Here is a 22,514-nt window from a genome sequence, read left to right on the forward strand (position 1 = left end):
CGTTATCAGCGTGACGACTGGTAATGCGCAAATCGCAGAGCGCGATTTGCCGGCATCGAAAGATGCAACGTAAAAGAATCGGTGGAGCGGTAGTTCAGTTGGTTAGAATACCTGCCTGTCACGCAGGGGGTCGCGGGTTCGAGCCCCGTCCGTTCCGCCACTTAATTGATAAGCCCTGAGTCTCTGACTCAGGGCTTTTTCATATCTGCATTTTGCGCTTTTCAGGCCGAAATCCTTCTCCTTTACCGTCTTATTTCCCCATATTGTTGCTGAAAAATCAAAAGTCTTATGCCGAACCAGGCGTTTCTGATCAATAAAAAAGTTGCCATAATCTTTCGCATACCGCATCTATCCGCTAATGAGAGAAAATATTATGAGCATCCCTGCATTTGGTTTAGGTACTTTCCGCCTTCAGGATCAGGTTGTTATCGATTCCGTAAGCACCGCACTTGAGCTGGGTTATCGTACTATCGATACCGCACAGATCTATGAAAACGAAGCGGCTGTTGGTCAGGCTATCGCTGCCAGCGGCGTGAAACGCGAAGACCTGTTCATCACCACCAAGATTTGGATCGCGAACCTGGCGAAGGGCGCGCTGATCCCAAGCCTGCAAGAAAGTCTGAAAAAACTGCAGACGTCCTACGTCGATCTGACGCTGATCCACTGGCCATCGCCAAACGATGAAGTGCCGGTTGCCGAATTTATGGCTGAGTTGTTGGAAGCGAAAAAGCTGGGGCTGACTCGTCAAATCGGTGTATCTAACTTCACCATCGATTTGATGCAGCAAGCGATTGACGCGATTGGCGCAGATGAAATCGCCACCAACCAAATCGAGTTGTCACCGTTCTTGCAGAACCGCAAGGTGGTAGAATTCGCACAGCAGCACGGCATCGCCATCACCTCTTACATGACGTTGGCCTACGGCAAAGCGCTGCAGGATGAAACGATCAAAAGCATCGCCGCACGTCACAAGGCGACCCCTGCACAGGTAGTCCTGGCCTGGGCGCTGAAGCTGGGTTATGCGGTGATCCCGTCTTCGACCAAGCGTGAAAACCTGGCGAGCAACCTGTTGGCGCAGCAACTGACGCTGACCGACGAAGATATGGCGCAGATCGCCGCACTGGAGTGCAACGGCCGTCTGGTGAGCCCGGAAGGTCTGGCGCCAAACTGGGATTAATCATTCCTCACGGCATCAGCTTAAGGCGTCCCTCGGGGCGCCTTTTTATCGTTTGAGGTATTCGCTCACAAAATCAATGAAGCTGCGCAGGCGGTTGCTGACGGCGCTGTCGCTGTAATACACCGCGTTGATCGGCATAGCGACCGGCAGTGTCGCTTCCACCAGAATCGGGACTAAATCTCCACGTTTGATATCTTCGTCGCTCATAAAGTCCGACAGGCAGGCGATGCCGTTGCCATGCAGGCAGAGATGACGCTGGGTCTCTCCGCTGTTGGTGGTCAATCCCGGGGTGATTTCCAGCTGGCTGCCGTCTGAACAAGCCAGCGGCCAGCGGTTCAGGCTGGGCAGGTCGTTGAAGCCTATGCAGCAGTGATGTTCAAGATCTTCCACCGTTTGCGGCGTGCCGTATTGGGCCAGATAGGCGGGGGAGGCGAGCACATGCCGGTAGCTGGTCATCAGTTTGCGCGCTTTCAGCGTGGAATCGGTCAGTTCGCCGACGCGGATTGCGATATCCACTTTTCGCTCGATCAAGTTGATAAAGTTTTCTGAAGACACCAGTGATAACGACATTTCAGGATAACGCTCGCGGAACTCCGCGACTAACGGTGTCAGCAAGTGCAGCACCACCGGTGTTGCCGCATCGACCCGCAGCAGGCCTTGCGGGCGCTGGCGGCTTTCCAATAGCGCATTTTCTGCCGCGGCCATATCGTTCAGTACCTTCTGCACCTGGCGAAAGTAATTTTCTCCTTCTTGGGTCAGATTGATTTGGCGCGTGGTTCGGTTGAGCAACGTCACGCCCAGTTTGCTTTCCAGCTTTTTCACCGTTCTGCTGACCACGGAGTTCGCTTGTTCCAGGCGCTCCGCCGCCCGGCTGAAGCTGCCGCTCTCCACTACCGTGACGAAAGTGATAAGTTCATCAGAATTCGCTTTCATTTTTGCTCCGCAGGCAAACTCTATTTTCGATTATTCGCGACCCTGTCATTTAAACACGATAGGCGCAGGGCCGCTATTCACTTGAATACAACAGACTGTAAAACGCTGGGGCAAACACCATGCGTTTACGCGCAGGTTTTGCGGCCCTTTTCGCATTTTTCATCCTCCATGCCCAACCTTTACACAGCTATACCGTCAGAAGATTGAAATCGCCGCAGGCGGCCCCTATAACTGAAAAGGTTATGCCTGTAAAAGCCATGCCCTCCGCATGGCTCAGGCGTATAATCAATTCATCGTTGGCGAGTATTCATCGCCAGTTTCATGTTAATGGGTAATAGGCGAATCGCGTGCCGAAACGAACTTATGCAATGAGGTATGTTGCAGGTCAGCCAGTTGAGCGAATCTTTCCTGGCGCCGTTAACCAGCCGCTGCCGCCTGGGGCGGCGCTGCCAACGACCGGCGCCTTGCGCGTCATGGTATGGAATATCTTCAAGCAGCAGCGAGCCGACTGGCTTTCGGTGCTGAAAAATCATGGCAAAGACGCACAGTTGGTATTGTTGCAAGAGGCGCAAACCACGCCGGAGCTGGTGAGCTATGCGACCGCCAACTATCTGGCGGCCGATCAGGTGCCGGCCTTTGTCTTGCCGCAGCATCCTTCCGGCGTGATGACGCTGGCGGCCGCTCACCCGGTTTACTGTTGCCCGTTACGCGAGCGTGAGCCGCTGCTGCGGTTGTCCAAGTCGGCCTTGATCACCGTTTATCCGCTGTACAATGGCGAACTGTTGATGGTGGTGAATATCCATGCGGTGAACTTTAGTCTTGGAGTCGACGTCTACAGCAAGCAGCTGGGGCCGATCGGCGAACAGATCGCCAGCCATCGGGGGCCGGTAATCATGGCGGGGGATTTCAACGCCTGGAGCCGCAAGCGCATCAATGCGCTGTATGACTTTGCCGGCGAGATGGCGTTACGTGAGGTGAGCTTCACCGATGATCATCGCCGCAAGGCCTTTGGCCGCCCGTTGGACTTCGTGTTTTACCGTAACCTGGGCGTCGTGGAGGCCTCGGTGCTGGTGACCAGCGCGTCGGATCACAACCCGTTGTTGGTGGAGTTTCATCCGGAAAAAGACTCGCCCGTCTGGTGAATCGCAGATAATAAAAAAGCACCCCGAGGGGTGCTTTTTTTGTGCCGGAAACTTAGGTGTCCGGCGTGAGCTTATTGCCGACAAACAGGGTCAGCTTCAGACCAGGTTGCAGGTTGCCTTTGGCGAGCGTTGAATTCCAACGCATCACGTCGTTAATATCGACGCCGTGACGACGTGCGATACTGGCGAGCGAATCACCTTTACGAACCTGATAGGTGATACTGCTGTTACTGCCAGTATTGCTGGCCACTTGCAGGGTTTGCCCAACTTTCAGAGCGCTCTTGGCGCGTAAGTTGTTCCAACTCTGCAAATCGCTGGTCTTAACGTTCAGCCGCTTGGCAATGCCCGATAAGGTGTCGCCTGAGCGCACTTTATACGAACTGCCGCCGGACAAACCGCTGTTCTTCGCCAACTGCGTCGTTGGCTGAGTCACGGCGATCTGGCCATCGGCCAGCGAGTCTTTCAGCTGATCGGCATGACCTTTGGGAACCATAATGTAATGGGGCCCGTTGGGTGCCGTAACGCCTTTCTTGTAGCCTGGGTTATACGCTTTCATCTTGGTGACCGAAAGCCCAGCCATCTCAGCCGCCTGAGTCAGCTGGATCTGCTGCCCAACATCGATACGAGCCAGCGCACGGGTTTCATCCGTTTTCGGGAGTTTCACGCCGTACTTCTTGCTGTTCTTGATGATGTCGCTCAGCGCCAGCATTTTCGGGACATAGATTGACGTTTCACGCGGAAGCGACAATGCCCAGAAATTGGTTGGCTTACCCTGACGTTTGTTTGCCTTCACCGCTTGCATCACGCGGCCTTCACCACTGTTATAGGCGGCTACGGTCAGTAACCAGTCGCCGTTAAACATGCGGTTCAAGCGTTGCATCATGTTAAGCGCAGCGGTTGTCGAAGCGACGACATCACGTCGACCGTCATACCACTGATTGTTTTTCAAACCATAATTGCGACCCGTTTGCGGCACGATTTGCCATAGCCCTGCGGCGTTGGCACTTGACGTGGCGTGTGGGTCAAAAGCGCTCTCCACTATGGGTAGCAGTACCAGTTCCATCGGCATATTACGTTTCTTAATCTGCCCGACTATCCAGTACATGTACGGCTCTGCCCGTAATGTTACATCGTGGAGATAGCTCTTACTTTTTAAGTACTTTCTTTTCTGATCACGGATCCGGGAATTTTCCGGAACCTCCATCTTCAGCTCGTCGCTAATGAAGTTCCACAGGTCCTGTTGCGCGGCGGGACTATTGTTATCTAGCCACCGCGCCGAGCTCGCTCGGCCATTTGCTGTGTACTCTCCTGCTTCACCATCTTGACCAGCCGAAGACAAACTCTGTGCATGCTGTTCTGGCGCCGGTGCGTCCTGCCTGGACGACTGGCAACCCACTAGCAAGACTGAGGCGAGAAATATCGCTTTAGCCTTCATGTGTGTGTCAATGTAGTTGCTTAAAAGACGAGCAATAATACTTTGCTTCGCCAAATAACACAACTAAAAGCTTAGAAGTTATCTTTCCGCAGGCGTAATTCGGAAAAAACTGAATGAAGGCTTTCCGGTGGTGAATTAAAGCCTAATTTCTTTTGTAAATCAGCGTCATGGCAACGTAAAAACAGGTTAATTTTACGCTCTAATTGCAACGTGGTCGGCACGCTGGCTTGGCCTTTTGCCCTTAACGCTTCAACATGTTGTTGATATGTTTCAATCTCTCGATCTTCCGGCAAAATAGCCCGCGCAAACTTAAGATTTGAAAGAGTATATTCATGCGCGCAGCAAATTAAAGTGTTATCGGGAAGTTGCGCGAGTTGTTGAAATGAGTCGTACATTTGTTTGGCGGTGCCTTCAAACAGCCTGCCGCAGCCGGCGGAGAAAATTGTGTCGCCGCAGAACAGATAAGGGGCGCTATAGAATGCTACGTGGCCCAGCGTATGGCCGGGAACGGCGATGGTCCGGTACTGACGGCCATCGATGTCAAAGGTGTCGCCGTCACGGACGATGTGGTTAGCGCCTTTATCCGCGGTTTCCTGCGGTCCGTAGACCGCAAGATCCGGGTATTGCGCTACGATTTGGGCCACGCCGCCGACGTGATCGTGGTGGTGGTGGGTCAACAGGATCGCCGAAGGTGTCAGCTGCAGGCGCTGCAGCGCCTCGAGCACCGGCCGCGCCTCACCCGGATCGACAATAACGCAGCGCCCCTGCCGGTCATCCAATAACCAAATGTAATTGTCCTGGAAGGCGGGAATGCTGATAAGATTCATGGTGTACCTCTCGTTGGCAACGGCTTGAAAGAAGATAATAAATCATGAAACCAGCCCATACTCTACAAAAGCTTACCGGCCCGCAGTCCTGGGCTGAGCTGCCGTGGGGGGAGTACTATCGTGAAGCGCTCGAACGGCAGTTGCAACCCTGGTGGCCGAAGCTGTTTGGTTTTCATCTGCTGAAGATGGGGATGCTTAGCGCCGAGCTGGCCACGGACAAATGCGCGATCTCCCACCAGGTCAACGTCGGGCTGGAGGGGGAAGGGCTGCAGGTGATCGCCGATGCCTATCAACTGCCGTTTGCCGCCAAGTCGGTGGATGCCTGCCTGCTGGCGCACACGTTGTCCTACGCGGACGATCCGCACCGCATGCTGCGTGAAGTGGACAGGGTGTTGATCGACGACGGCTGGCTGGTGATCAGCAGTTTCAACCCGTTCAGCCTGCTGGGACTGGGCAAGTTGGTGCCCGGATTACGCCATCGCCAGCCCTATGTCAGCCGCATGTTTACCCAAATGCGGCTGCTGGACTGGCTTAGCCTGCTGAATTACGAGGTGTTGTACCAGGCGCGTTTTCACGTGCTGCCGTGGCACCGCAAGGGCGGCAAATTTTTATGCACCCATTTGCCGGCGTTGGGCTGTATGAGCGTGATTGTGGCGCGCAAGCGCACCCTGCCGTTGACGCCCACGCCGATGAAATTGGGGGCGAGAAAACCGTCTCTCAGCCGCGCGGTGGGCGCGACCAAGAGCTATCGCAAGCTGCCTTAGGCTTCCGGTTGGTAACCGACGTCTTCCTGCGTCGGCTTACCGGCCGCTTCGCGCGCCAACACGTCGCAACGTTCGTTCTCCGGGTGGCCGGCGTGGCCCTTGACCCATTCCCATTTCACGTCGTGGCGTTGAATAGCCAGATCCAGGCGCTGCCACAGATCGACATTCTTGACCGGCTTTTTGTCGGCGGTTTTCCAGCCGCGCTTTTTCCAGTTATGGATCCAGCTGGTGATGCCCTGGCGCACATACTGACTGTCGGTGCTGAGCGTCACGGCGCAAGGCACGGTCAGCGCTTCCAGCGCCACGATCGCCGCCATCATTTCCATGCGGTTATTGGTAGTCAGACGAAAACCTTCGCTGAAGGTTTTTTCCGTCTGCTTATAGCGTAATATCGCGCCGTAGCCACCGGGGCCGGGGTTGCCAAGGCAGGAGCCGTCGGTGAAAATTTCTACCTGTTTGAGCATCTCTGGTAGACTCTTCCTATTAGTTTTACAAAAGCCAAGTCTGACATAAACGAGCGCTGTGAGCACTGCAATATGATCTCTACAACCACCAGACAGATTGTCCTCGATACCGAAACCACCGGTATGAACAAGCTTGGGGTGCACTACGAAGGGCACCGCATCATCGAAATCGGTGCGGTGGAAGTGATTAACCGCCGCCTGACCGGGCGCAACTTCCACGTTTACATCAAGCCGGATCGGCTGGTGGATCCGGAAGCGTACGGCGTACACGGCATCAGCGACGACTTCTTGGCCGACAAACCGACCTTCGATCAGGTTGCCGACGAATTCCTCGAGTTTATCCGCGGCGGCGAGCTGGTGATCCATAACGCGGCGTTCGATATCGGCTTTATGGATCACGAATTCCGCATGCTGCAGCAGGGGATCCCGAAAACCGAGACCTTCTGCACCATTACCGACAGCCTGTTGATGGCGCGTCGCCTGTTCCCGGGCAAGCGCAACAATCTCGATGCCTTGTGCAGCCGCTATGAGATAGACAACAGCAAGCGTACGCTGCACGGCGCATTGCTCGATGCCGAGATCCTGGCTGAAGTCTATCTGGCGATGACCGGCGGTCAGACCTCGATAGCGTTCCAGATGGAAGGCGACTCTCAGCAAAACGACGATGCGCAAGAAATCCAGCGCATTGTCCGCCCGGCGACGGCGATGAAAGTGGTCTATGCCAGCGATGAAGAAGTGAAGGCGCACGAAGCGCGTCTGGATCTGGTGGCAAAGAAGGGCGGCAGCTGCCTGTGGCGCGGGGCGTCGGCCGAATAACGGCGTTTTTGCGCGAAAAAACCTCATCGGGTGATGCTTCGTTGAAAAACTGTGCAAACGGTTCATTTGCGGAGAAAAAGGCGTTGACGGAACCGAGAGGCGTCCGTAATATGCGCCTCGTTCCCCCGCAAGAGGGAATGGCGCGGAGCGGTAGTTCAGTTGGTTAGAATACCTGCCTGTCACGCAGGGGGTCGCGGGTTCGAGCCCCGTCCGTTCCGCCACTATTCAGAAGCCCTGAGTTAGCGATAACTCAGGGCTTCGTCGTTTCTGCGCTCGGCAAAACGGCGCGGCCCAATCAATGGGGCCGGCAGGCCGGCCCCTTATTCTCAGAACAACACCGAGTAGTTCAAACCGAAGGTGCGTCCGCGGCCCTTATAGCTGTACAGCTCAGGCGAACCGTAAGTCGGGCTGTACAGGATCGGCGCGCGCTGGCCCCAGACGGTGGTGTACTCCTTGTCCAGCAGGTTTTCCACGCTGAAGCTGATTTTCCCTACCGGCAGGGCATAGCTGCCGAGGAAGTCGAGGGTGTTGTAGCCCTCGATCTTGCGGCCCTGGGTGGCGTTGCCCTTGGTGTAATCGCCATCGTCCGACACGTCGAAAGTTTGCTGAGATTGTAAGCGCAGATTCCAGTCGCCCGGCGCCCAGCCGACATAGGCGGTAACTTTGGATGGGCTGGCGGTATCGACCACCAGTTTCTTCCATTCGCCGTTGACCTTGGTTTCGGAGCGGATGAAGTTGAAGTTGGTGCCGGCGCTCCAGTCGCTGTCTTCAAAGAAATAATCCACCGCGCCTTCCAGCCCGTAGATACGGCGCTTATCCGCATTGACGTTGATGGTCATGTCGGTTTTATTGATGGCGATGCTCTTGTCGGACAACGAATAGTAGGCGGCGATCTGCGTGCGCAGGTTATCGCCGGTATAGCGCCAGCCCAGTTCGTAGGAATTGACTTTGATGCCTTCCAGCTTGGAATCGCCGACGTTAACGCTCTTCAGCAGCCGGTAGTGGCCACCGTTCAGCGCGTAGGTGCCGTTGCCGTAATACTTGCCCGGATCCGGGATCTCGAAACCCTGAGAGAAGTTGAACCAGGTTTGCTGGCGCTCGGTCAGGTGCGCCAGCAGGCCGGCGTTGAACAGCGCATTGTTGTAGTCGGTTTTCCCTCCCGGTATGGCGTCGGCGGAGGCGGCGGCGCCGGTGGCGATCGCCTGCTGTTGATTGTAGCCGATAAAGTCGTCGATCTTGTTTTCGGTGTACTGATAACGCACGCCGCCGCTCAGGGCGAAGATCGGGTTGATGTCGTAGCTGGCCTGCAGGAACGACGCCAGGTTGCTGGTGGTATAGCTGGGGTAACGGCCGGTGTTGTAAGCGTTATCCAGCGTCATGCCGCCGGACTGTTGGGCCTTCGCCAGGTTGAAGAACTGTTGGTTGGCGTTGAAGCTCTCATGCTCGGCGTCGATGCCGTAAGTCAGCGTCAGCGCGTCGAGTGGCATGCTGTTCAGCGTCAGTTTGCCGCCGTAGAAATCGGTTTTTTGCTGTGAAGCGCCAATGCTGCTGACGTAATAGTTCGGCGCTTTGCCCGCCAGCGTCGGGAACGGATAGAAGGTCAAGGTTTCGTCACGGTAATAGACCTGAGCCACCAGATCCTGGCCGAGGAAATCGGTGTTGGAGTACTGCAGGTTGATCAGGTGGCGTTCGGTGCCGGGGATGCGGTCGGAGTTTAAGTTGCCGCTGTTGTAAGCCTTGGCGTTGCCGGTCACCGCTGCGAAGTTTTCCCCCAGGAACAGGCCATGATCGCCGTCGGACTGGCTTTTGTAATATTGGGTGGTCAGTTGCAGCTGTTGGTGGTCGTCGATGTTGAGGGTGCCGGTGCCCATGACGTCAAGGCGATCGGAATACTGCAGGCCGGTTTGGGTATTGTCGATCAGCACCTCGTTGCCTTTGCCGTCGTACCAGCCGCCATAGCGCTGGTAAGAAACGGACAGGCGTCCCGAGGCGTTGTCGTTGCCGCCGCTGACCGCCGCCGCGACGTTCTCGTCGTGATCGGTATGGCCGCCAAAGCCGGTTTTGCCGCCGACCTGCAATTCGACCTGCTGCTCTTTCTGCCCTTTTTTGGTCACGATGTTGATCAGGCCGCCGGTGCTGCCGCCACCATAGAGTGCGGTGGCGCCGGAGATCACCTCAATATGATCGATATTGAACGGATCGATCGAATCCAGTTGGCGGCTGTCGCTGCGCGATGAGTTCAGACGTACGCCGTCGATCATCACCATCATCGAACGGCCGCGCATATTCATGCCATAGTTGGTGCGGCCCTGGCCACTGACGTCCATGCCGGGGATCAGCTGCGCCAACATGTCCTTGATCTCTTTGCCGCCCTGAACCTGCTGTTCGATCTCCTGGCTTTCGATCACCCAGGTGGTCTGCGCCATTTCCGCCGTGCTGCGGTGTGAACGGCTGGCGGAGACCACCATCTGCTCTTCGGCGCCGGCTTTCTGATCTTCTGCCCAAGCCGTCGGCGCAAGCATCGCCAGCAGACAAGGGTTCAAAACCCAAAGGTGTTTGCGTTTCATCGTTATTTATTTCCCAGGTGATATTGTTATTGCGTTATTTTTGAGAATGATTCTTTTATCAATAACGTTTCTTGTTATCAATAAAATCGTGATATGATTTTTTGCGATACATTAACGTAATTAATTATTTTTATTAACATTTTACCCGCTGCGCGATCGAGCAACCCACGCCGTCAACACGGCAGCCGATCGGCCATAGGTGCAAGCGACAGCCGTTGCCGGAGAATCGAGAACATGTCCGCCAGCTACAGAATTTTTGATATCACCTTGAAAAGCAAAACGCTGATTTCACCTTCGCTGGTGCGCTGCGTGTTTGAAGGTGCGGATATTCATCGGATGAAGTTGGAAGCGCCGGATCAGCGCATCAAACTGCTGTTCCCGGCGACGGACGGCCAGATCCCGCAGTTGGCCAATAGCCCGGACTGGTACGGCGATTACATGGCGATCCCCAAAGAGCGGCGCCCGGTGATGCGCACCTATACGCTGCGTGCGCTGCGCCGCGAGCAGAATCAGATGGACGTCGAGTTCGTGCTGCATGGCGTGAACGGCCCGGCCTCCGCCTGGGCGACTCACGCCGAGCCGGGCGATGCCATTCAGACGGTCGCCCCCAACGCTGACTTCGATGGCGATAGCGGCGGCTACGAATGGGCGCCGCCGGCGCAGTTGCAGCAGGCGCTGTTGATCGCCGATGAAACGGCGGTGCCGGCGGCGATGGGCATTCTGGAGCAATTGGCGCAGCAGGCTAATCCGCCGCGCGTGCAGGCGTTCTTCGAAGTGCCGCAGGCGGGGGATTGTCTGGATTTGGTCCGTTTCCCGTTCGCCGAGGTTTACTGGCTGCCGCGCGACGTGGGCCGCCAGCTGGCGCACGGCACGTTGCTGGTGGAAGCGGTGCGGCAGCGGGTGGATATTCCCGCTTCGGCGTGCGCGCAAGCGCAGTCTTTGGCGGAAAGCAGCCTGAGCGATGAAGTCTTGTGGGAGCGGGCAGCGGGCGGCAACGCTTTTTATGCCTGGGTGGCGGCCGAGTCTTCGGCGGTGAAAACCCTGCGCCGTTATCTGATCGGCGAACGCGATCTGGACCGCGCTACCGTTAACTTTATGGCCTACTGGTGCTGAACGCGCCGCCCTTTTCCGGCGACGCTGCCGGAGAGGGGCAGGCCGCTGTTATTTCCCATCAACGAAGAATCGCTTGCCAGCGGGTAGTTCGGCCGTGCTATGTTCCGCTGAAACAAAGGTTACAGCGAGAACGATAATGCAACGGTTCGACGAACGTCTGCGCCGCGACTACCCACAGCTGACGCCGCAGGAGCAGCGGGTGGCCGACTTCATCTTCGATCACTATGACGATTTGATCGGCTACAACAGCGCCGAGCTGGCGCGCCTGAGCGGCGTTTCCAAAGCCACGGTCAGCCGCTTGTTCAAACGGCTGGGCTACCCCAACTATCGCGCCATGCGCGATGAGCTGCGTACCCTGCGCCAGAGCGGCATGCCGCTGACCGATAGCCGCGATGCGGTGCAGGGCGATACGCTGCTGGCGCGGCACTATAAGCAGGAAATGGCCAATCTCACCCGCTGGGTAAAACATATCGATGCCGAACAGTTCAGTGCGACAATCGCCGCGCTGGCGCGAGCGCGTGGCGTGATGCTGTTGGGGCTGCGCAACAGCTATCCGGTGGCGATGCACCTGCGTCAGCAACTGATGCAGGTGCGTGAACAGGTGCTGCTGGCACCGCAGCCGGGGCAGACGCTGGCGGAAGATCTGGCTGGGCTGACACCGCAGGACATGGCGGTGGTGGTGGCGTTCCGCCGCCGGCCGCGCCAGATAAAGGCGGTGCTGACGCTGTTGCAAAGCCGCGGGGTACCGACGCTGCTGATCTGCGAGCCGCAGGCGCAGGCGTTGTTTTCGTTGGCCGACTGGCACTTGACCGTGCCGCTCGACAGCGTGTCGGCCTTCGACAGCTATGCCGCCGCCATGAGCCTGGCCAGTTTGCTCAGCAATGCGTTGCTGCATGAGAGGCTGGCGCAGGGGCGACAGCGCATTCATCACGTCGCTGAACTGTTCCTGGCGCTGGACGAACTGGAGCTGCGTTAAGCACGGCAGATCATTTCCCTTCCTTCCCCCCTCCGCCGCTTAAGGCGGATCGGTCATCTCATTGTGTTACTTTGGTTTCATTAATTGATCATAAGAATCTTTTGTTTCAACTGAATCCCTATCGGGAGTAGGCTGGTGGGCAGCAAACAAACGTCATGTCGACGCTGAAGGCATAACTCAATAACTTACTAAGCTGACAGGGAATGAACATGTTGGATATCTCGCAATTCGATCAGATTAACCCGCCGGCGCGCCTGCTGATGGGGCCGGGGCCGATCAACGCCGATCCGCGCGTGCTGCGTGCCATGTCGAGCCAGCTGATCGGCCAGTACGATCCGGCGATGACCGGTTACATGAATCAGGTCATGGCGCTGTATCGCGCGCTGTTCCGCACCGAAAACCGCTGGACGATGCTGGTGGACGGCACCTCGCGCGCCGGTATCGAAGCGCTGCTGGTTTCCGCCATTCGCCCGGGCGATAAGGTGCTGGTGCCGGTATTCGGCCGCTTCGGACATCTGCTGTGCGAGATCGCTCGCCGTTGCCGTGCCGAGGTGCATACGATCGAGGTGCCGTGGGGTGAGGTGTTCAGTGCCGATCGCATCGAAGACGCGATTAAGCGGGTTCGTCCGCGCCTGCTGCTGACGGTGCAGGGCGACACCTCCACCACCATGCTGCAGCCGCTGCATGAGCTGGGCGATATCTGCCGCCGTCACGGCGTGCTGTTCTACACCGACGCGACCGCTTCCTTCGGCGGCAACCCGCTGGAGACCGATGCCTGGGGGCTGGATGCGGTCTCTGCCGGGCTGCAGAAGTGTCTGGGCGGCCCCTCCGGCAGTTCACCGGTCACCCTCAGCCCGCAGTTTGAAGAAATCGTGCGCCGCCGTAAATGCGTGGAGCAGGGGATCCGCACCGCCGAGCACGCCAACGGCGACGACGAGATGATCTACTCCAACTATTTCGATATCGGCATGATCATGGATTATTGGGGGCCGGAACGCCTGAATCACCACACCGAAGCCACCAGCATGCTGTTCGCGGCGCGAGAATGCGCACGGGTGATCCTCGAAGAAGGGCTGGATCGCGCCATCGCCCGCCACCGGCTGCACGGCGCGGCGCTGCTGGCGGGCATCCTGGGCATGGGGCTGGCGGTGTTCGGGGATCTTGAACACCGCATGAATAACGTGCTCGGCGTGATGATCCCGCCGCAGGTGCATGGCGAACAGGTGCGGCAGATGATGCTGAACGACTTCGCCATCGAAATCGGCACCTCGTTCGGCCCGCTACAGGGAAAAATCTGGCGCATCGGCACCATGGGCTACAACGCGCGCAAGGATTGCGTGTTGCAAACGCTGGCGGCGCTGGAGGCGGTGTTGAACCGCCTCGGTTTCGTCAGCAAGCAGGGCGAGGCATTGCAGGCCGCCTGGAACGTTTATGATGCAGGACATCATGGATGACGCCACTGGAGGCGCAACAGGCCGCCGCGCGGGTGATGGCGCGCTGTGACGAGCTGGCGGCGATCAGCGCGGAGCCCGATCGGCTCACGCGCCTTTATCTTTCTGCGGAACATCGGCGCGCCAACCGCCTGGTTGGCGAGTGGATGCGCGAGAGCGGCATGGCGGTTTGGCAGGACAGCGTCGGCAATATCTGCGGCCGCTATGAAGGGCTCATGCCCGGCGCTCCGGCGCTGCTGCTCGGCTCGCATCTGGACACGGTGCGTAACGCCGGGCGCTATGACGGTATGCTCGGCGTGCTTACGGCGCTGGAAGTGGTGGCGCGCTATCACCGCCAGGGGCGCCGATTGCCGCTGGCGCTGGAGGTGATCGGTTTTGCCGACGAAGAGGGCGCGCGCTTCGGCGTCACGCTGCTGGGCAGCCGCGGCCTGACCGGCCAGTGGCCCGCAGAGTGGCTGGCGCGCACCGATGCCGACGGCGTCAGCATCGCCCAGGCAATGCGCGAATTCGGGCTGGATCCGGCGGCGATTGCACAGGCGCACCGTGCGCCGCAGGAAATCTGCACCTATCTCGAGCTGCATATCGAACAGGGCCCGTGCCTGGAGGCGGCCGATTTGGCGCTGGGCGTGGTGACGGCGATCAACGGCGCGCGTCGCCTCAACTGTATCTTTAGCGGGGAGGCGGGCCACGCCGGCACGGTGCCGATGGGGCAGCGCAAAGATGCGCTGATGGCCGCGGCGGAATGGATCACGGCGCTGGAAACTTTGACCTGCAACGCCGATCCGCACCTGGTGGCCACCGTGGGCTGCATCGAGAGCCTGCCGGGCGCGGTCAACGTGATCCCCGGCGAGGTGCGGTTGACGCTCGACGTGCGCGGCCCGCAGGATGCGCCGCTGACGGCGCTATTGGCGACGTTGCTGGCGCAGGCGCAGGCGATCTGTGCGCGGCGCGGATTGCGCTTCGCCAGCGAGGCGTTTTATCGCATCGACGCCACCGCCTGCGACGCGGACCTGCAGCATCGTTGGCTGGCGGCCGTCGCACAAGTACAGGGCCGCAGCCTGACGCTGCCGAGCGGCGCCGGGCACGATGCCATCGCCATGGCGGCGCACTGGCCGGTCGGCATGCTGTTTGTGCGTTGCGCCGGCGGCGTCAGCCATCATCCGGCCGAAGCGGTGCGGCAGGCGGACGTGGCGCTGGCGATCCAGGCCTATTGCCTGATGATCGCCGGCTGGGAGAGCGGTTGATCAGTCCAGGCGCAGAAAACTGTCGGCGTCGCGCCAGGCCGGGAAGGCGCTGCGGTAACTCTGCAGACTTTCCAGCGACAGCTCGGCGTCCAGCCGCGCGGCTGCGCCGGGCTCCGCATCTGCCAGGATCTCGCCCTGTGGGCTGATGATCAGGCTGTCTCCGCTGTAGTTTAGGCCGTTGGCATCTTCGCCCACCCGGTTGCAGCCCGCCACATACACCTGATTTTCAATCGCCCGCGCCGCCAGCAGCGTTTGCCAATGGTTGCTGCGCGGCGTCGGCCAGTTGGCAACGTACAGCGCCAGATCGTAATCCTGCTGATAGCGCGCCCAGACCGGGAAACGCAGGTCGTAACAGATCTGCGGCAGGATGCGCCAGCCGCGCCACTCGAAGATTTCACGCCGGTTGCCGGCCTGGTAGTGCAGATGTTCGCCGGCCATGCGGAACAGGTGGCGTTTGTCATAGGCGTGTACCTGGCCGCCCGGTTCCACCAACAGGAAGCGGTTGACCGCCCCCTCGTCAGTTTTCAGCGCCACGCTGCCGCCGATTAACGCATGGCTTTTCACCGCCCAACCGTGCAGCCAGTCGATCACCTGCTGTTCGGGCAGGGCGCTCTCGCCGGCATCCATGGCAAAACCGGTGGTGAACATTTCCGGCAAGACGATGAGATCGCGCCCGACGATCGGTGCCAGCAACGCGTCGAAGGCGGCCAGGTTAGCGAGGCCGTCGCGCCAGACCAGCGGTTGCTGCAACAGGGTAATTTTTAAAGTCGACATAACCGCTCCGCAGCTGCATCCAGCGTGGCGTCCTGTTTAGCGAAGCACAGCCGGATCAATTTATGGGGGAAAGGATCGGCACAGAAGACCGACAGCGGAATGGCCGCCACGCCCACGTGCTCGGTTAACCAATGGCAGAACGCCACATCGTCCAGATCGGAGATGGCGCTGTAGTCCGCCAGCAAGAAGTATGTACCCGCGCAGGGTAAAATTTCCAGTCGGCTGCTCGCCAGCGCCTGCACAAAGCGATCGCGCTTGGCGCGATAGAACGCCGGCAGCTGTCGCCAGTGCTCCGGCTCGGCGCGCAGGCTATCCGCCAGGGCCAGCTGCGCCGGGGTATTGACCGAAAAGGTCAGGTATTGATGCACCTTGCGCACTTCGGCGCTCAGCGCGGCGGGCGCCACGCAGTAACCCACTTTCCAGCCGGTCATGTGGAAGGTTTTGCCGAAGGAGGACACCGCGATCGCGCGCTGGCGCAGCTGCGGGTGGGCCAGCACGCTGGCGTGGCCGCCTTTGGCGAAGCAGATGTGTTCGTAAACCTCGTCGCTGAGCACGTAGATTTCGCGTTCGGCAATGGCGTGCCACAGCTGCTGCAGGTCTTCCGCCTGCCAGGCGGTGGCGGACGGATTGTGCGGCGTGTTGACGATCACCAGACGAGTGCGCGGCGACAGCGCGGCGGCGAACCGTTGCCAATCGACGGCAAAGGCCGGCGGCTGCAGGGCGATGCGTTTGAGTACGCCGCCGGCCAGCGTTACCGCCGGCGCATAGCTGTCGTAGCTGGGATCAAAACAGACCACCTCATCGCCGGGGCGCACCAGTGCACTGATGGCAGCGAACAGCGCTTCGGTGGCGCCGGCGGTGATGGTCACTTCGCTGTTGGCGTCCGGCTGCCAGCCATACAGCTCGGCGGTTTTGTCGGCGATGGCTTCACGCAGCGGCGCCACGCCGGTCATCGGCGCATATTGGTTGGCGCCCTGGGCGACGTGCCAGGCCAGACGTTCTTTCAGATAGTCCGGCCCGTCGAAATCGGGGAAGCCCTGCGACAGATTGATCGCCTGGTGCTGCTGCGCCAGTGCGCTCATCTGGGTGAAAATGGTGGTGCCCAGAGCGGGCAGCTTACTGTCGGGAATCAATGCGGAAGTGCTCATAGCAGGTGAATACTCCAGGCGCTTATATTGCCGTCAATATAACACGATGCTAGTATTTGGCAATCAAGACGCTTAGATGGCTAAATGCGAAAAAGTGCTTAGCCTGCCTGCTGACTGCTTTAGCGAACGGGAAACGATAATAATGACGGAGAATCCGCAACTTGCCGCGTTACTGGCGGCCTGCCACTGGATTGGCGACAAAGGCTGGTGTCCGGCGACCGGCGGCAACATGTCGCTGCGCCTCGACGAACGTCAATGCCTGGTTACCGAGTCCGGCAAAGACAAGGGCAGCCTGAGCGCCGCCGATTTTCTGTGGGTGAATATCGCCGACAATCACGTGCCGAGCGGCCGCACGCCATCGGCGGAAACCGGGCTGCACACGCTGCTCTACCGCCTGTCTGCGCACATCGGCGCGGTGCTGCATACCCATTCCGTTAACGCTACCGTCCTGTCGCGGGTGGAACGCGGCGATGCGCTGGTGTTGCAGGGGTACGAAATGCAAAAGTCGCTGGCCGGCCAATGCAGCCACCTGGACAGCGTGGCGATCCCCATTTTCGACAACGATCAGGACATTCCCCGGCTGGCGGCGCGGGTGGCGGCCTATGCCGAGGCTACGCCGCTGCGGTACGGTTTTCTGGTGCGCGGGCACGGTCTCTATTGCTGGGGAAGTCAGGTGGCGGAAGCCCGCCGCCATCTCGAAGGGCTGGAATTCCTGTTCCAGTGTGAACTGCAACGTCGCTTACTGGAGGCGAAATGATCCGCGCTATCGTGACCGATATTGAAGGCACCACCAGCGATATTCGCTTTGTGCATCAGGTGCTGTTTCCCTATGCCCGTGAACGGCTGGCGGATTTTGTACGCCGTCATGCCTCAGAGGACGAAGTCGCCGCGCCGCTGGCCGCGCTGCGCGCTGAAATTGGCGAGCCGCAGGCGGATCTCGATGCACTGATCGCCGCGCTGTACCGCTTTATGGATGAAGATCGCAAATCCACCGCGCTCAAGGCGCTGCAAGGCATCATCTGGCGCAGCGGTTATCACGAGGGCGACTTCCGCGGGCATCTTTATCCGGAGGTTGCCGGGCAATTGGCCGCCTGGCAGCGGCAGGGGCTGAAGCTCTACGTCTACTCTTCCGGTTCGGTGGAGGCGCAGAAGCTGCTGTTTGGCTACAGCGACGCCGGCGATCTGCAGCCGCTGTTCAGCGGCTATTTCGATACGCACGTCGGCGCCAAGCGTGAAACTGCGTCGTACCGCAACATCGCGCAGGCTATCGGCACCGCGCCTGACGAGCTGCTGTTCCTGTCCGACATCCGCCAGGAACTGGACGCGGCGCAGGCCGCCGGCTGGCATACCTGCCAGCTGATCCGCGATGAGGGGGATACGCAGAGCCGGCACCCGCAGGTAGGCCGTTTTGATCACATCGATTTAAGGGAGTTCGTCTCATGAGTGGATTGACCATTTTCAGCGATAAAGCGCCGCAGCAGCCGCTGTGGCAGAGCCGCGATGCGCAGGAGATCCAGCGGCAGTTGGCGCAGATCGGCGTACGCTTTGAGCGCTGGCAGGCGGATCGTGAGCTGGGCGACAACCCGCAGCCGGAGGCGGTGATCGCCGCCTATCAGCATGAGATAGACCGGCTGGTGGCGGAAAAGGGTTACCAGAGCTGGGATGTGATCAGCATGCGGCCGGACCATGAGCAGCGCCACGCGCTGCGCGAAAAATTCCTGTCCGAACATACGCACGGCGAGGATGAAGTGCGCTTTTTCGTTGAAGGGGCGGGGCTGTTTTGCCTGCACCTGGACGGCAAGATCTTCCAGATCCTGTGCGAAAAGAACGATCTGATCTCAGTGCCGGCCAATACCCGCCACTGGTTCGATATGGGATCGGCGCCGCATTTCACCGCGATCCGGGTGTTCGATAACCCGGAAGGCTGGGTGGCGCATTTCACCGGCGACAAGATCGCCGATGCTTATCCGCGTCTGGACTGAGTGCCGACGGGCGGGCGTTAACCCAACGCCCGCTGGAAAATCCCCGCTTTAACCTGCTGCGGTGTAATCACGCCGCTGTCGAATACCCACCCGCTGATGAGTGCCGCCGGCGTGACGTCGAACGCCGGATTGTAGACCGGCGCATCGGTCGGTGCCCACTGGCAGGCACCGAAGCTGCCTGAAACGCCGGTCACCTCGGCCGCGGCGCGTTGTTCGATCGGGATGGCGGCGCCGTCCGGGCAGTGCGGATCGTGGGTGGTGTGCGGGGCGGCCACGTAGAACGGGATGCCGTGATAGTGCGCCAGCACCGCCAGGCTGTAGGTGCCGATCTTGTTGGCGACGTCGCCGTTGGCGGCGATGCGATCCGCGCCGACCCATACCGCATCGATCTGGCCCTGCGCCATCAGGCTGGCAGCCATCGAATCGCAGATCAGGCGATAGGGAATGCCCAGCTCGCCCAGTTCCCAGGCGGTCAGGCGGCCGCCTTGCAGCAGCGGCCGGGTTTCATCGACCCACACCTGCTGCACTTTACCCTGCTGGTGGGCGCGCAACAGCACGCCGATGGCGGTGCCGACACCGGCGGTGGCCAACCCGCCGGTATTGCAGTGGGTCAGCAGGCGGCTGTCGGGCTTGACCAGTTCCGCGCCGTGTTCGGCGATGCGATCGCAAAGCTGACGATCTTCTTCTACCAACCGCAGTGCTTCGTGCGCCATTGCCGGCGCCCAGTCTGGCGCCGCCAGCGCCAGTTTCATGCGATCCAGATTGTTCATCAGGTTGACCGCCGTCGGGCGGGCGGCGCGCAGCGTGTGCAGCGCCTGTTCCAGTTCGGCGCGCGGCAGACCGCGTTCCGCGAGCAGCGCCAGCAGCAGGCTGGCGGATAGCCCGATCAGTGGCGCGCCGCGTACCCGCAGGCTGTGAATGTGGCCCACCAATTCCTCCACGCTGTCGCAGGCGCGCCACCGCTTTTCCTGCGGCAGGGCTTGCTGATCGAGGATCCAAAGGCGGTTGTCTCGCAGGGTCAAACTGGTGGTGTTAAGCGCTTGCATCGGCGGTTAATTCCTTGTTGCGTGGTTATTGCATCTGAAACGCTATTCTGCCAACATGACTTCCAGATGTATAGACGTCCAAATGCTTTTACGTCTAAATAGATAAAATCGCTGGGGCCAGTGAGAGAGAACAGAGGGGTTGGGGAATGTCGCTTTATCGTACGTTTACGGCTGCCGATGCCGTTGAATACGCCCGTCAATACGGACAGGTGGCCGATCCGCAGGCGCTGGTGAGCGCCGACGAGATCGGTGACGGCAACCTGAACCTGGTGTTCAAGATCCGCGATCGCGAAGGCGTGAGCCGGGTGATCGTCAAACAGGCGTTGCCGTACGTGCGCTGCGTGGGCGAATCCTGGCCGCTGACGCTGGATCGGGCGCGCATCGAAGCGGAAACGCTGCTGATCCACGGTGATTTCTGTCCGCGACATACGGTGAAGGTGCTGCACCACGATCCCGAGTTGGCGGTGATGGTGCAGGAAGATCTCTCCGATCACCGCATTTGGCGCAGCGAGCTGGTACAGGGGCATTACCACCCGCTGGCGGCTGGGCAGCTGGCGGAATACCTGGCGCAGACGCTGTTCCATACCTCCGACTTTTATCAATCGGCACAACAGAAAAAAGCGGAAGTCAGCCGCTTCACCAACCCCGAGCTGTGCCAGATCACCGAAGATCTGTTCTTTACCGACCCTTACATCGACCATGAACGCAATCAGTTCGAGGCGGCGCTGTTGCCGCAGGTGCAGGCGCTGCGTGAGGATGCGCCGCTAAGACTGGCGGTCGCCGGCCTGAAACATCGCTTCCTCAGCAAGGCGGAGGCGCTGCTACACGGAGATATTCACAGCGGTTCGATCTTCGTGGCGGAAGGACGGTTAAAAGCGATCGACGCTGAATTCGGTTTCTACGGCCCTATCGGCTTCGATATCGGCACGGCACTAGGTAACCTGCTGCTCAACTACTGCGGCCTGCCGGGGCTGTTCGGGCCGCGCGACGCCGCCGCCGGGCGCGAGCAGCGGCTGCAGGATGTGCGCGAGCTGTGGTTGATTTTCGCCGATCGTTTCCTGGCCCTGTGCCACCAGCAAAGCCGCGATGCGGCGCTGGCGGCGCCGGGTTACGCCGAGCAGTTCCTGCAGCAGGTCTGGAGCGACGCGATAGGGTACTGCGGCACCGAACTGATTCGGCGTACTATCGGCCTGGCGCACGTCGCCGATCTGGACAGCATCGCCGACGCCGATATGCGCCTCGACTGCCAGCGCCACGCGCTGGGATTGGGGCGTACGCTGATCGTCAATGCGCCACATATAGAGCATATTGACGCGCTGTTGGCGCGTATTCGTCAGCAAGGCTGAAAGTCTTGGCAATGAGGCAAACCCGGCTGCGGCCGGGTTTTTTATTTTTTAATAACTTATTGGTATCAGCAATAGAATAGATAAATTATTTTCAACTAAAAATATATTTTTCTCGCGTCTGGTTTGTAAATTTAATTATATTTTTTGACCGTTGGTTACATGTCGTTAATATTGTGCGAGATGTATCATTGATGATTATTTTTCAGGTATCTGTTGAGGTGGAAAAAATAATAAATGGTAGCCTGTGCTTTTTTTGGTCGTTTTATTGTGGGGGCGCAAAGAGAAAATAAGATTTTTTATAGATAAAATCTATCACGCCGCCGTTACTTTTTTGTGGCGTGGGTGAGTCTTGTTTTTGCATGAATAAAGTTGCGGCTTGATCATCTCAACATTACCTCCTAGATTGTTCGAAGGTCAGATAAGCACAAATAAATAACGCAAGGTTATTAACTATTAATCACCTTTGGCCTCGGCTTGTCTGATTATTTCTATTAAGACTGGAGTCCTCCATGCAATTAACGCCTAGAGAAATCGAAAAGCTAATGGTCTATACGCTGGCCGACGTCGCCTTAAAGCGAAAGTCCAGAGGGATAAAGCTTAATTACCCCGAGGCGGTGGCGATTATTACCACCGCGGCACTGGAAGGCGCCCGCGAGGGCAAAACGCTGGAAGAAGTCATGAACGACACGCGGCAGGTGTTAAGCCGCGACGACGTGATGGATGGCGTGGCGGATCTGATCCCGCACGTGCAGGTTGAAGCGATTTTCAGCGACGGCAGTCGTCTGGTGACGGTGCACGATCCGATCCAATAAGCGCGTCCCCTGAGAGCCACGGATAAACTTTATCAGCGCAGGTATTTTCGATGAAAAAGCATGACCAAGAAAAGCACGTGCCGCCGGGCGGCTATATCCTGTCCGAAAGTCCCATCACCTTCAATGAAGATCGCGAGGCCATTATTTTAACGGTGCGTAATACCGGCGACAGGCCTATTCAGGTCGGCTCGCATTTTCATTTCTTTGAAGCCAACAAAGCGTTGCAGTTCGATCGTGCTGCCGCCTTTGGTAAACGTTTAAATATCACCGCTACGACGGCGATCCGTTTTGAACCCGGCGATGAGATCGAAGTGGCGCTTATTGCCATCGGCGGTAAACAAACGGTGTATGGCTTTAATAATCTGGTGGACGGCTGGGCGGGGGATAGCCCGGTAGCCGCCGGTGAAAGAGTAAAGAAAACTGTAGATGTAAAGCGAGCTATTGAACTGGGTTATAAAAATTTCGAACAGACGCCGACGAAGACGAACGGGGAATAA

The 22,514-nt window shown here is 58.6% G+C and carries 22 protein-coding genes and 2 tRNA genes; 16 read left to right on the plus strand and 8 right to left on the minus strand.

Annotation, left to right across the window (positions count from 1 at the left end; all coding sequences use genetic code 11):
• Nucleotides 1-83: 83 nt before the first annotated feature.
• Both AC6BYQ_RS09830 and dkgB read left to right on the plus strand, forming a co-directional pair.
• Nucleotides 84-160 (plus strand) — tRNA-Asp (locus AC6BYQ_RS09830).
• A gap of 213 nt (nucleotides 161-373) precedes the next feature.
• The gene (gene dkgB, locus AC6BYQ_RS09835; RefSeq protein ID WP_063918756.1) at nucleotides 374-1,177 is read left to right on the plus strand and encodes a 2,5-didehydrogluconate reductase DkgB; all 804 of its coding nucleotides are present in this window, start codon (nucleotides 374-376) and stop codon (nucleotides 1,175-1,177) included.
• 45 nt (nucleotides 1,178-1,222) lie between these two features.
• Here dkgB and yafC read toward each other — a convergent pair whose 3' ends face one another.
• A complete protein-coding gene (yafC, locus tag AC6BYQ_RS09840; protein ID WP_498056799.1) occupies nucleotides 1,223-2,110 on the minus strand; it encodes a DNA-binding transcriptional regulator YafC in 888 nt (295 codons plus the stop codon).
• A 347-nt stretch (nucleotides 2,111-2,457) separates the two neighbouring features.
• On the opposite strand from yafC, the gene AC6BYQ_RS09845 reads away from it, so the two are divergent.
• Nucleotides 2,458-3,252 carry an endonuclease/exonuclease/phosphatase family protein gene (locus AC6BYQ_RS09845; RefSeq protein ID WP_025160092.1) on the plus strand — a complete coding sequence of 265 codons (795 nt, stop codon included), beginning with the start codon at nucleotides 2,458-2,460 and terminating at the stop codon, nucleotides 3,250-3,252.
• Nucleotides 3,253-3,304: 52 nt separating this feature from the next.
• Here AC6BYQ_RS09845 and mltD read toward each other — a convergent pair whose 3' ends face one another.
• Nucleotides 3,305-4,687, minus strand: a complete 1,383-nt coding sequence (gene mltD / locus AC6BYQ_RS09850; protein ID WP_139285506.1) for a murein transglycosylase D — start codon at nucleotides 4,685-4,687, stop codon at nucleotides 3,305-3,307.
• Between the two features lie 71 nt (nucleotides 4,688-4,758).
• Nucleotides 4,759-5,514, minus strand: a complete 756-nt coding sequence (gene gloB, locus AC6BYQ_RS09855) for a hydroxyacylglutathione hydrolase (protein ID WP_498056800.1) — start codon at nucleotides 5,512-5,514, stop codon at nucleotides 4,759-4,761.
• 44 nt (nucleotides 5,515-5,558) lie between these two features.
• Here gloB and AC6BYQ_RS09860 point away from each other — a divergent pair, with 44 nt between their 5' ends.
• Nucleotides 5,559-6,278, plus strand: coding sequence for a class I SAM-dependent methyltransferase (locus AC6BYQ_RS09860; RefSeq protein ID WP_019454336.1), 720 nt, complete (start codon nucleotides 5,559-5,561; stop codon nucleotides 6,276-6,278).
• On the opposite strand, the gene rnhA is transcribed toward AC6BYQ_RS09860, so the two are convergent.
• The gene (rnhA, locus tag AC6BYQ_RS09865) at nucleotides 6,275-6,742 is read right to left on the minus strand and encodes a ribonuclease HI (RefSeq protein WP_019454335.1); all 468 of its coding nucleotides are present in this window, start codon (nucleotides 6,740-6,742) and stop codon (nucleotides 6,275-6,277) included. The two genes, AC6BYQ_RS09860 and rnhA, sit on opposite strands and share 4 nt — an antisense overlap.
• Nucleotides 6,743-6,814: 72 nt before the next feature.
• Here rnhA and dnaQ point away from each other — a divergent pair, with 72 nt between their 5' ends.
• Both dnaQ and AC6BYQ_RS09875 read left to right on the plus strand, forming a co-directional pair.
• Nucleotides 6,815-7,558 carry a DNA polymerase III subunit epsilon gene (gene dnaQ / locus AC6BYQ_RS09870; RefSeq protein WP_025160090.1) on the plus strand — a complete coding sequence of 248 codons (744 nt, stop codon included), beginning with the start codon at nucleotides 6,815-6,817 and terminating at the stop codon, nucleotides 7,556-7,558.
• Between the two features lie 144 nt (nucleotides 7,559-7,702).
• A tRNA-Asp gene (locus tag AC6BYQ_RS09875) sits at nucleotides 7,703-7,779 on the plus strand.
• Between the two features lie 105 nt (nucleotides 7,780-7,884).
• On the opposite strand, the gene AC6BYQ_RS09880 is transcribed toward AC6BYQ_RS09875, so the two are convergent.
• Nucleotides 7,885-10,125 carry a TonB-dependent siderophore receptor gene (locus tag AC6BYQ_RS09880; protein WP_498056801.1) on the minus strand — a complete coding sequence of 747 codons (2,241 nt, stop codon included), beginning with the start codon at nucleotides 10,123-10,125 and terminating at the stop codon, nucleotides 7,885-7,887.
• Between the two features lie 234 nt (nucleotides 10,126-10,359).
• Between AC6BYQ_RS09880 and AC6BYQ_RS09885 the strand changes: the two genes are divergently transcribed.
• The 4 genes from AC6BYQ_RS09885 (at nucleotide 10,360) to hpxK (ending at nucleotide 14,909) form a co-directional block, all read left to right on the plus strand.
• Nucleotides 10,360-11,238, plus strand: coding sequence for a siderophore-interacting protein (locus AC6BYQ_RS09885; protein ID WP_435981153.1), 879 nt, complete (start codon nucleotides 10,360-10,362; stop codon nucleotides 11,236-11,238).
• A gap of 136 nt (nucleotides 11,239-11,374) precedes the next feature.
• Nucleotides 11,375-12,214: a MurR/RpiR family transcriptional regulator gene (locus AC6BYQ_RS09890; RefSeq protein WP_198637235.1), complete on the plus strand. Its 840-nt coding sequence runs from the start codon at nucleotides 11,375-11,377 to the stop codon at nucleotides 12,212-12,214.
• Nucleotides 12,215-12,423: 209 nt separating this feature from the next.
• On the plus strand, nucleotides 12,424-13,668 hold the full coding sequence (locus tag AC6BYQ_RS09895) for a pyridoxal-phosphate-dependent aminotransferase family protein (RefSeq protein WP_498056802.1): 1,245 nt from the start codon (nucleotides 12,424-12,426) through the stop codon (nucleotides 13,666-13,668).
• Entirely contained in the window at nucleotides 13,665-14,909 is a 1,245-nt protein-coding gene (gene hpxK, locus AC6BYQ_RS09900; protein ID WP_498056803.1) for an allantoate amidohydrolase, read from the plus strand. Before AC6BYQ_RS09895 ends, hpxK begins: the two co-directional genes overlap by 4 nt.
• Here hpxK and AC6BYQ_RS09905 read toward each other — a convergent pair whose 3' ends face one another.
• Nucleotides 14,910-15,683 (minus strand): amidohydrolase, encoded by a 774-nt coding sequence (locus AC6BYQ_RS09905; RefSeq protein ID WP_074053638.1) that lies wholly within the window; start codon nucleotides 15,681-15,683, stop codon nucleotides 14,910-14,912.
• On the minus strand, nucleotides 15,671-16,831 hold the full coding sequence (locus AC6BYQ_RS09910) for a pyridoxal phosphate-dependent aminotransferase (protein ID WP_197667111.1): 1,161 nt from the start codon (nucleotides 16,829-16,831) through the stop codon (nucleotides 15,671-15,673). Before AC6BYQ_RS09910 ends, AC6BYQ_RS09905 begins: the two co-directional genes overlap by 13 nt.
• A gap of 142 nt (nucleotides 16,832-16,973) precedes the next feature.
• Here AC6BYQ_RS09910 and AC6BYQ_RS09915 point away from each other — a divergent pair, with 142 nt between their 5' ends.
• The 3 genes from AC6BYQ_RS09915 to AC6BYQ_RS09925 are packed head-to-tail and all read left to right on the plus strand — an operon-like array spanning nucleotide 16,974 to nucleotide 18,813.
• Complete coding sequence (locus AC6BYQ_RS09915; protein WP_498056804.1) at nucleotides 16,974-17,588, plus strand: methylthioribulose 1-phosphate dehydratase; 615 nt, start codon at nucleotides 16,974-16,976, stop codon at nucleotides 17,586-17,588.
• On the plus strand, nucleotides 17,585-18,274 hold the full coding sequence (gene mtnC, locus AC6BYQ_RS09920; RefSeq protein ID WP_063918762.1) for an acireductone synthase: 690 nt from the start codon (nucleotides 17,585-17,587) through the stop codon (nucleotides 18,272-18,274). The genes AC6BYQ_RS09915 and mtnC overlap by 4 nt, the downstream gene beginning before the upstream one ends.
• Nucleotides 18,271-18,813, plus strand: coding sequence for a 1,2-dihydroxy-3-keto-5-methylthiopentene dioxygenase (locus AC6BYQ_RS09925; RefSeq protein ID WP_025160088.1), 543 nt, complete (start codon nucleotides 18,271-18,273; stop codon nucleotides 18,811-18,813). Before mtnC ends, AC6BYQ_RS09925 begins: the two co-directional genes overlap by 4 nt.
• A gap of 17 nt (nucleotides 18,814-18,830) precedes the next feature.
• Here AC6BYQ_RS09925 and mtnA read toward each other — a convergent pair whose 3' ends face one another.
• Nucleotides 18,831-19,859, minus strand: a complete 1,029-nt coding sequence (gene mtnA / locus AC6BYQ_RS09930; RefSeq protein WP_154747800.1) for an S-methyl-5-thioribose-1-phosphate isomerase — start codon at nucleotides 19,857-19,859, stop codon at nucleotides 18,831-18,833.
• Nucleotides 19,860-20,005: 146 nt separating this feature from the next.
• On the opposite strand from mtnA, the gene mtnK reads away from it, so the two are divergent.
• The 3 genes from mtnK (at nucleotide 20,006) to AC6BYQ_RS09945 (ending at nucleotide 22,514) form a co-directional block, all read left to right on the plus strand.
• Nucleotides 20,006-21,205 (plus strand): S-methyl-5-thioribose kinase, encoded by a 1,200-nt coding sequence (gene mtnK, locus AC6BYQ_RS09935; protein WP_063918764.1) that lies wholly within the window; start codon nucleotides 20,006-20,008, stop codon nucleotides 21,203-21,205.
• A gap of 509 nt (nucleotides 21,206-21,714) precedes the next feature.
• The gene (locus AC6BYQ_RS09940; RefSeq protein WP_025160087.1) at nucleotides 21,715-22,017 is read left to right on the plus strand and encodes an urease subunit gamma; all 303 of its coding nucleotides are present in this window, start codon (nucleotides 21,715-21,717) and stop codon (nucleotides 22,015-22,017) included.
• Nucleotides 22,018-22,067: 50 nt separating this feature from the next.
• Nucleotides 22,068-22,514 (plus strand): urease subunit beta, encoded by a 447-nt coding sequence (locus AC6BYQ_RS09945; RefSeq protein ID WP_019454320.1) that lies wholly within the window; start codon nucleotides 22,068-22,070, stop codon nucleotides 22,512-22,514.

The organism is Serratia sp. LTN-2, from assembly GCF_059740205.1.

What these genes read in the sequence shown, in the direction of transcription:
- dkgB (WP_063918756.1), top strand. Translation starts at nt 374, where the DNA reads ATGAGCATCCCTGCATTTGGTTTAGGTACTTTCCGCCTTCAGGATCAG.
- yafC (WP_498056799.1), bottom strand. Translation starts at nt 2,110, where the DNA reads ATGAAAGCGAATTCTGATGAACTTATCACTTTCGTCACGGTAGTGGAG.
- mltD (WP_139285506.1), bottom strand. Translation starts at nt 4,687, where the DNA reads ATGAAGGCTAAAGCGATATTTCTCGCCTCAGTCTTGCTAGTGGGTTGC.
- gloB (WP_498056800.1), bottom strand. Translation starts at nt 5,514, where the DNA reads ATGAATCTTATCAGCATTCCCGCCTTCCAGGACAATTACATTTGGTTA.
- AC6BYQ_RS09860 (WP_019454336.1), top strand. Translation starts at nt 5,559, where the DNA reads ATGAAACCAGCCCATACTCTACAAAAGCTTACCGGCCCGCAGTCCTGG.
- rnhA (WP_019454335.1), bottom strand. Translation starts at nt 6,742, where the DNA reads ATGCTCAAACAGGTAGAAATTTTCACCGACGGCTCCTGCCTTGGCAAC.
- dnaQ (WP_025160090.1), top strand. Translation starts at nt 6,815, where the DNA reads ATGATCTCTACAACCACCAGACAGATTGTCCTCGATACCGAAACCACC.
- AC6BYQ_RS09880 (WP_498056801.1), bottom strand. Translation starts at nt 10,125, where the DNA reads ATGAAACGCAAACACCTTTGGGTTTTGAACCCTTGTCTGCTGGCGATG.
- AC6BYQ_RS09885 (WP_435981153.1), top strand. Translation starts at nt 10,360, where the DNA reads ATGTCCGCCAGCTACAGAATTTTTGATATCACCTTGAAAAGCAAAACG.
- AC6BYQ_RS09890 (WP_198637235.1), top strand. Translation starts at nt 11,375, where the DNA reads ATGCAACGGTTCGACGAACGTCTGCGCCGCGACTACCCACAGCTGACG.
- AC6BYQ_RS09895 (WP_498056802.1), top strand. Translation starts at nt 12,424, where the DNA reads ATGTTGGATATCTCGCAATTCGATCAGATTAACCCGCCGGCGCGCCTG.
- hpxK (WP_498056803.1), top strand. Translation starts at nt 13,665, where the DNA reads ATGACGCCACTGGAGGCGCAACAGGCCGCCGCGCGGGTGATGGCGCGC.
- AC6BYQ_RS09905 (WP_074053638.1), bottom strand. Translation starts at nt 15,683, where the DNA reads ATGTCGACTTTAAAAATTACCCTGTTGCAGCAACCGCTGGTCTGGCGC.
- AC6BYQ_RS09910 (WP_197667111.1), bottom strand. Translation starts at nt 16,831, where the DNA reads ATGAGCACTTCCGCATTGATTCCCGACAGTAAGCTGCCCGCTCTGGGC.
- AC6BYQ_RS09915 (WP_498056804.1), top strand. Translation starts at nt 16,974, where the DNA reads ATGACGGAGAATCCGCAACTTGCCGCGTTACTGGCGGCCTGCCACTGG.
- mtnC (WP_063918762.1), top strand. Translation starts at nt 17,585, where the DNA reads ATGATCCGCGCTATCGTGACCGATATTGAAGGCACCACCAGCGATATT.
- AC6BYQ_RS09925 (WP_025160088.1), top strand. Translation starts at nt 18,271, where the DNA reads ATGAGTGGATTGACCATTTTCAGCGATAAAGCGCCGCAGCAGCCGCTG.
- mtnA (WP_154747800.1), bottom strand. Translation starts at nt 19,859, where the DNA reads ATGCAAGCGCTTAACACCACCAGTTTGACCCTGCGAGACAACCGCCTT.
- mtnK (WP_063918764.1), top strand. Translation starts at nt 20,006, where the DNA reads ATGTCGCTTTATCGTACGTTTACGGCTGCCGATGCCGTTGAATACGCC.
- AC6BYQ_RS09940 (WP_025160087.1), top strand. Translation starts at nt 21,715, where the DNA reads ATGCAATTAACGCCTAGAGAAATCGAAAAGCTAATGGTCTATACGCTG.
- AC6BYQ_RS09945 (WP_019454320.1), top strand. Translation starts at nt 22,068, where the DNA reads ATGAAAAAGCATGACCAAGAAAAGCACGTGCCGCCGGGCGGCTATATC.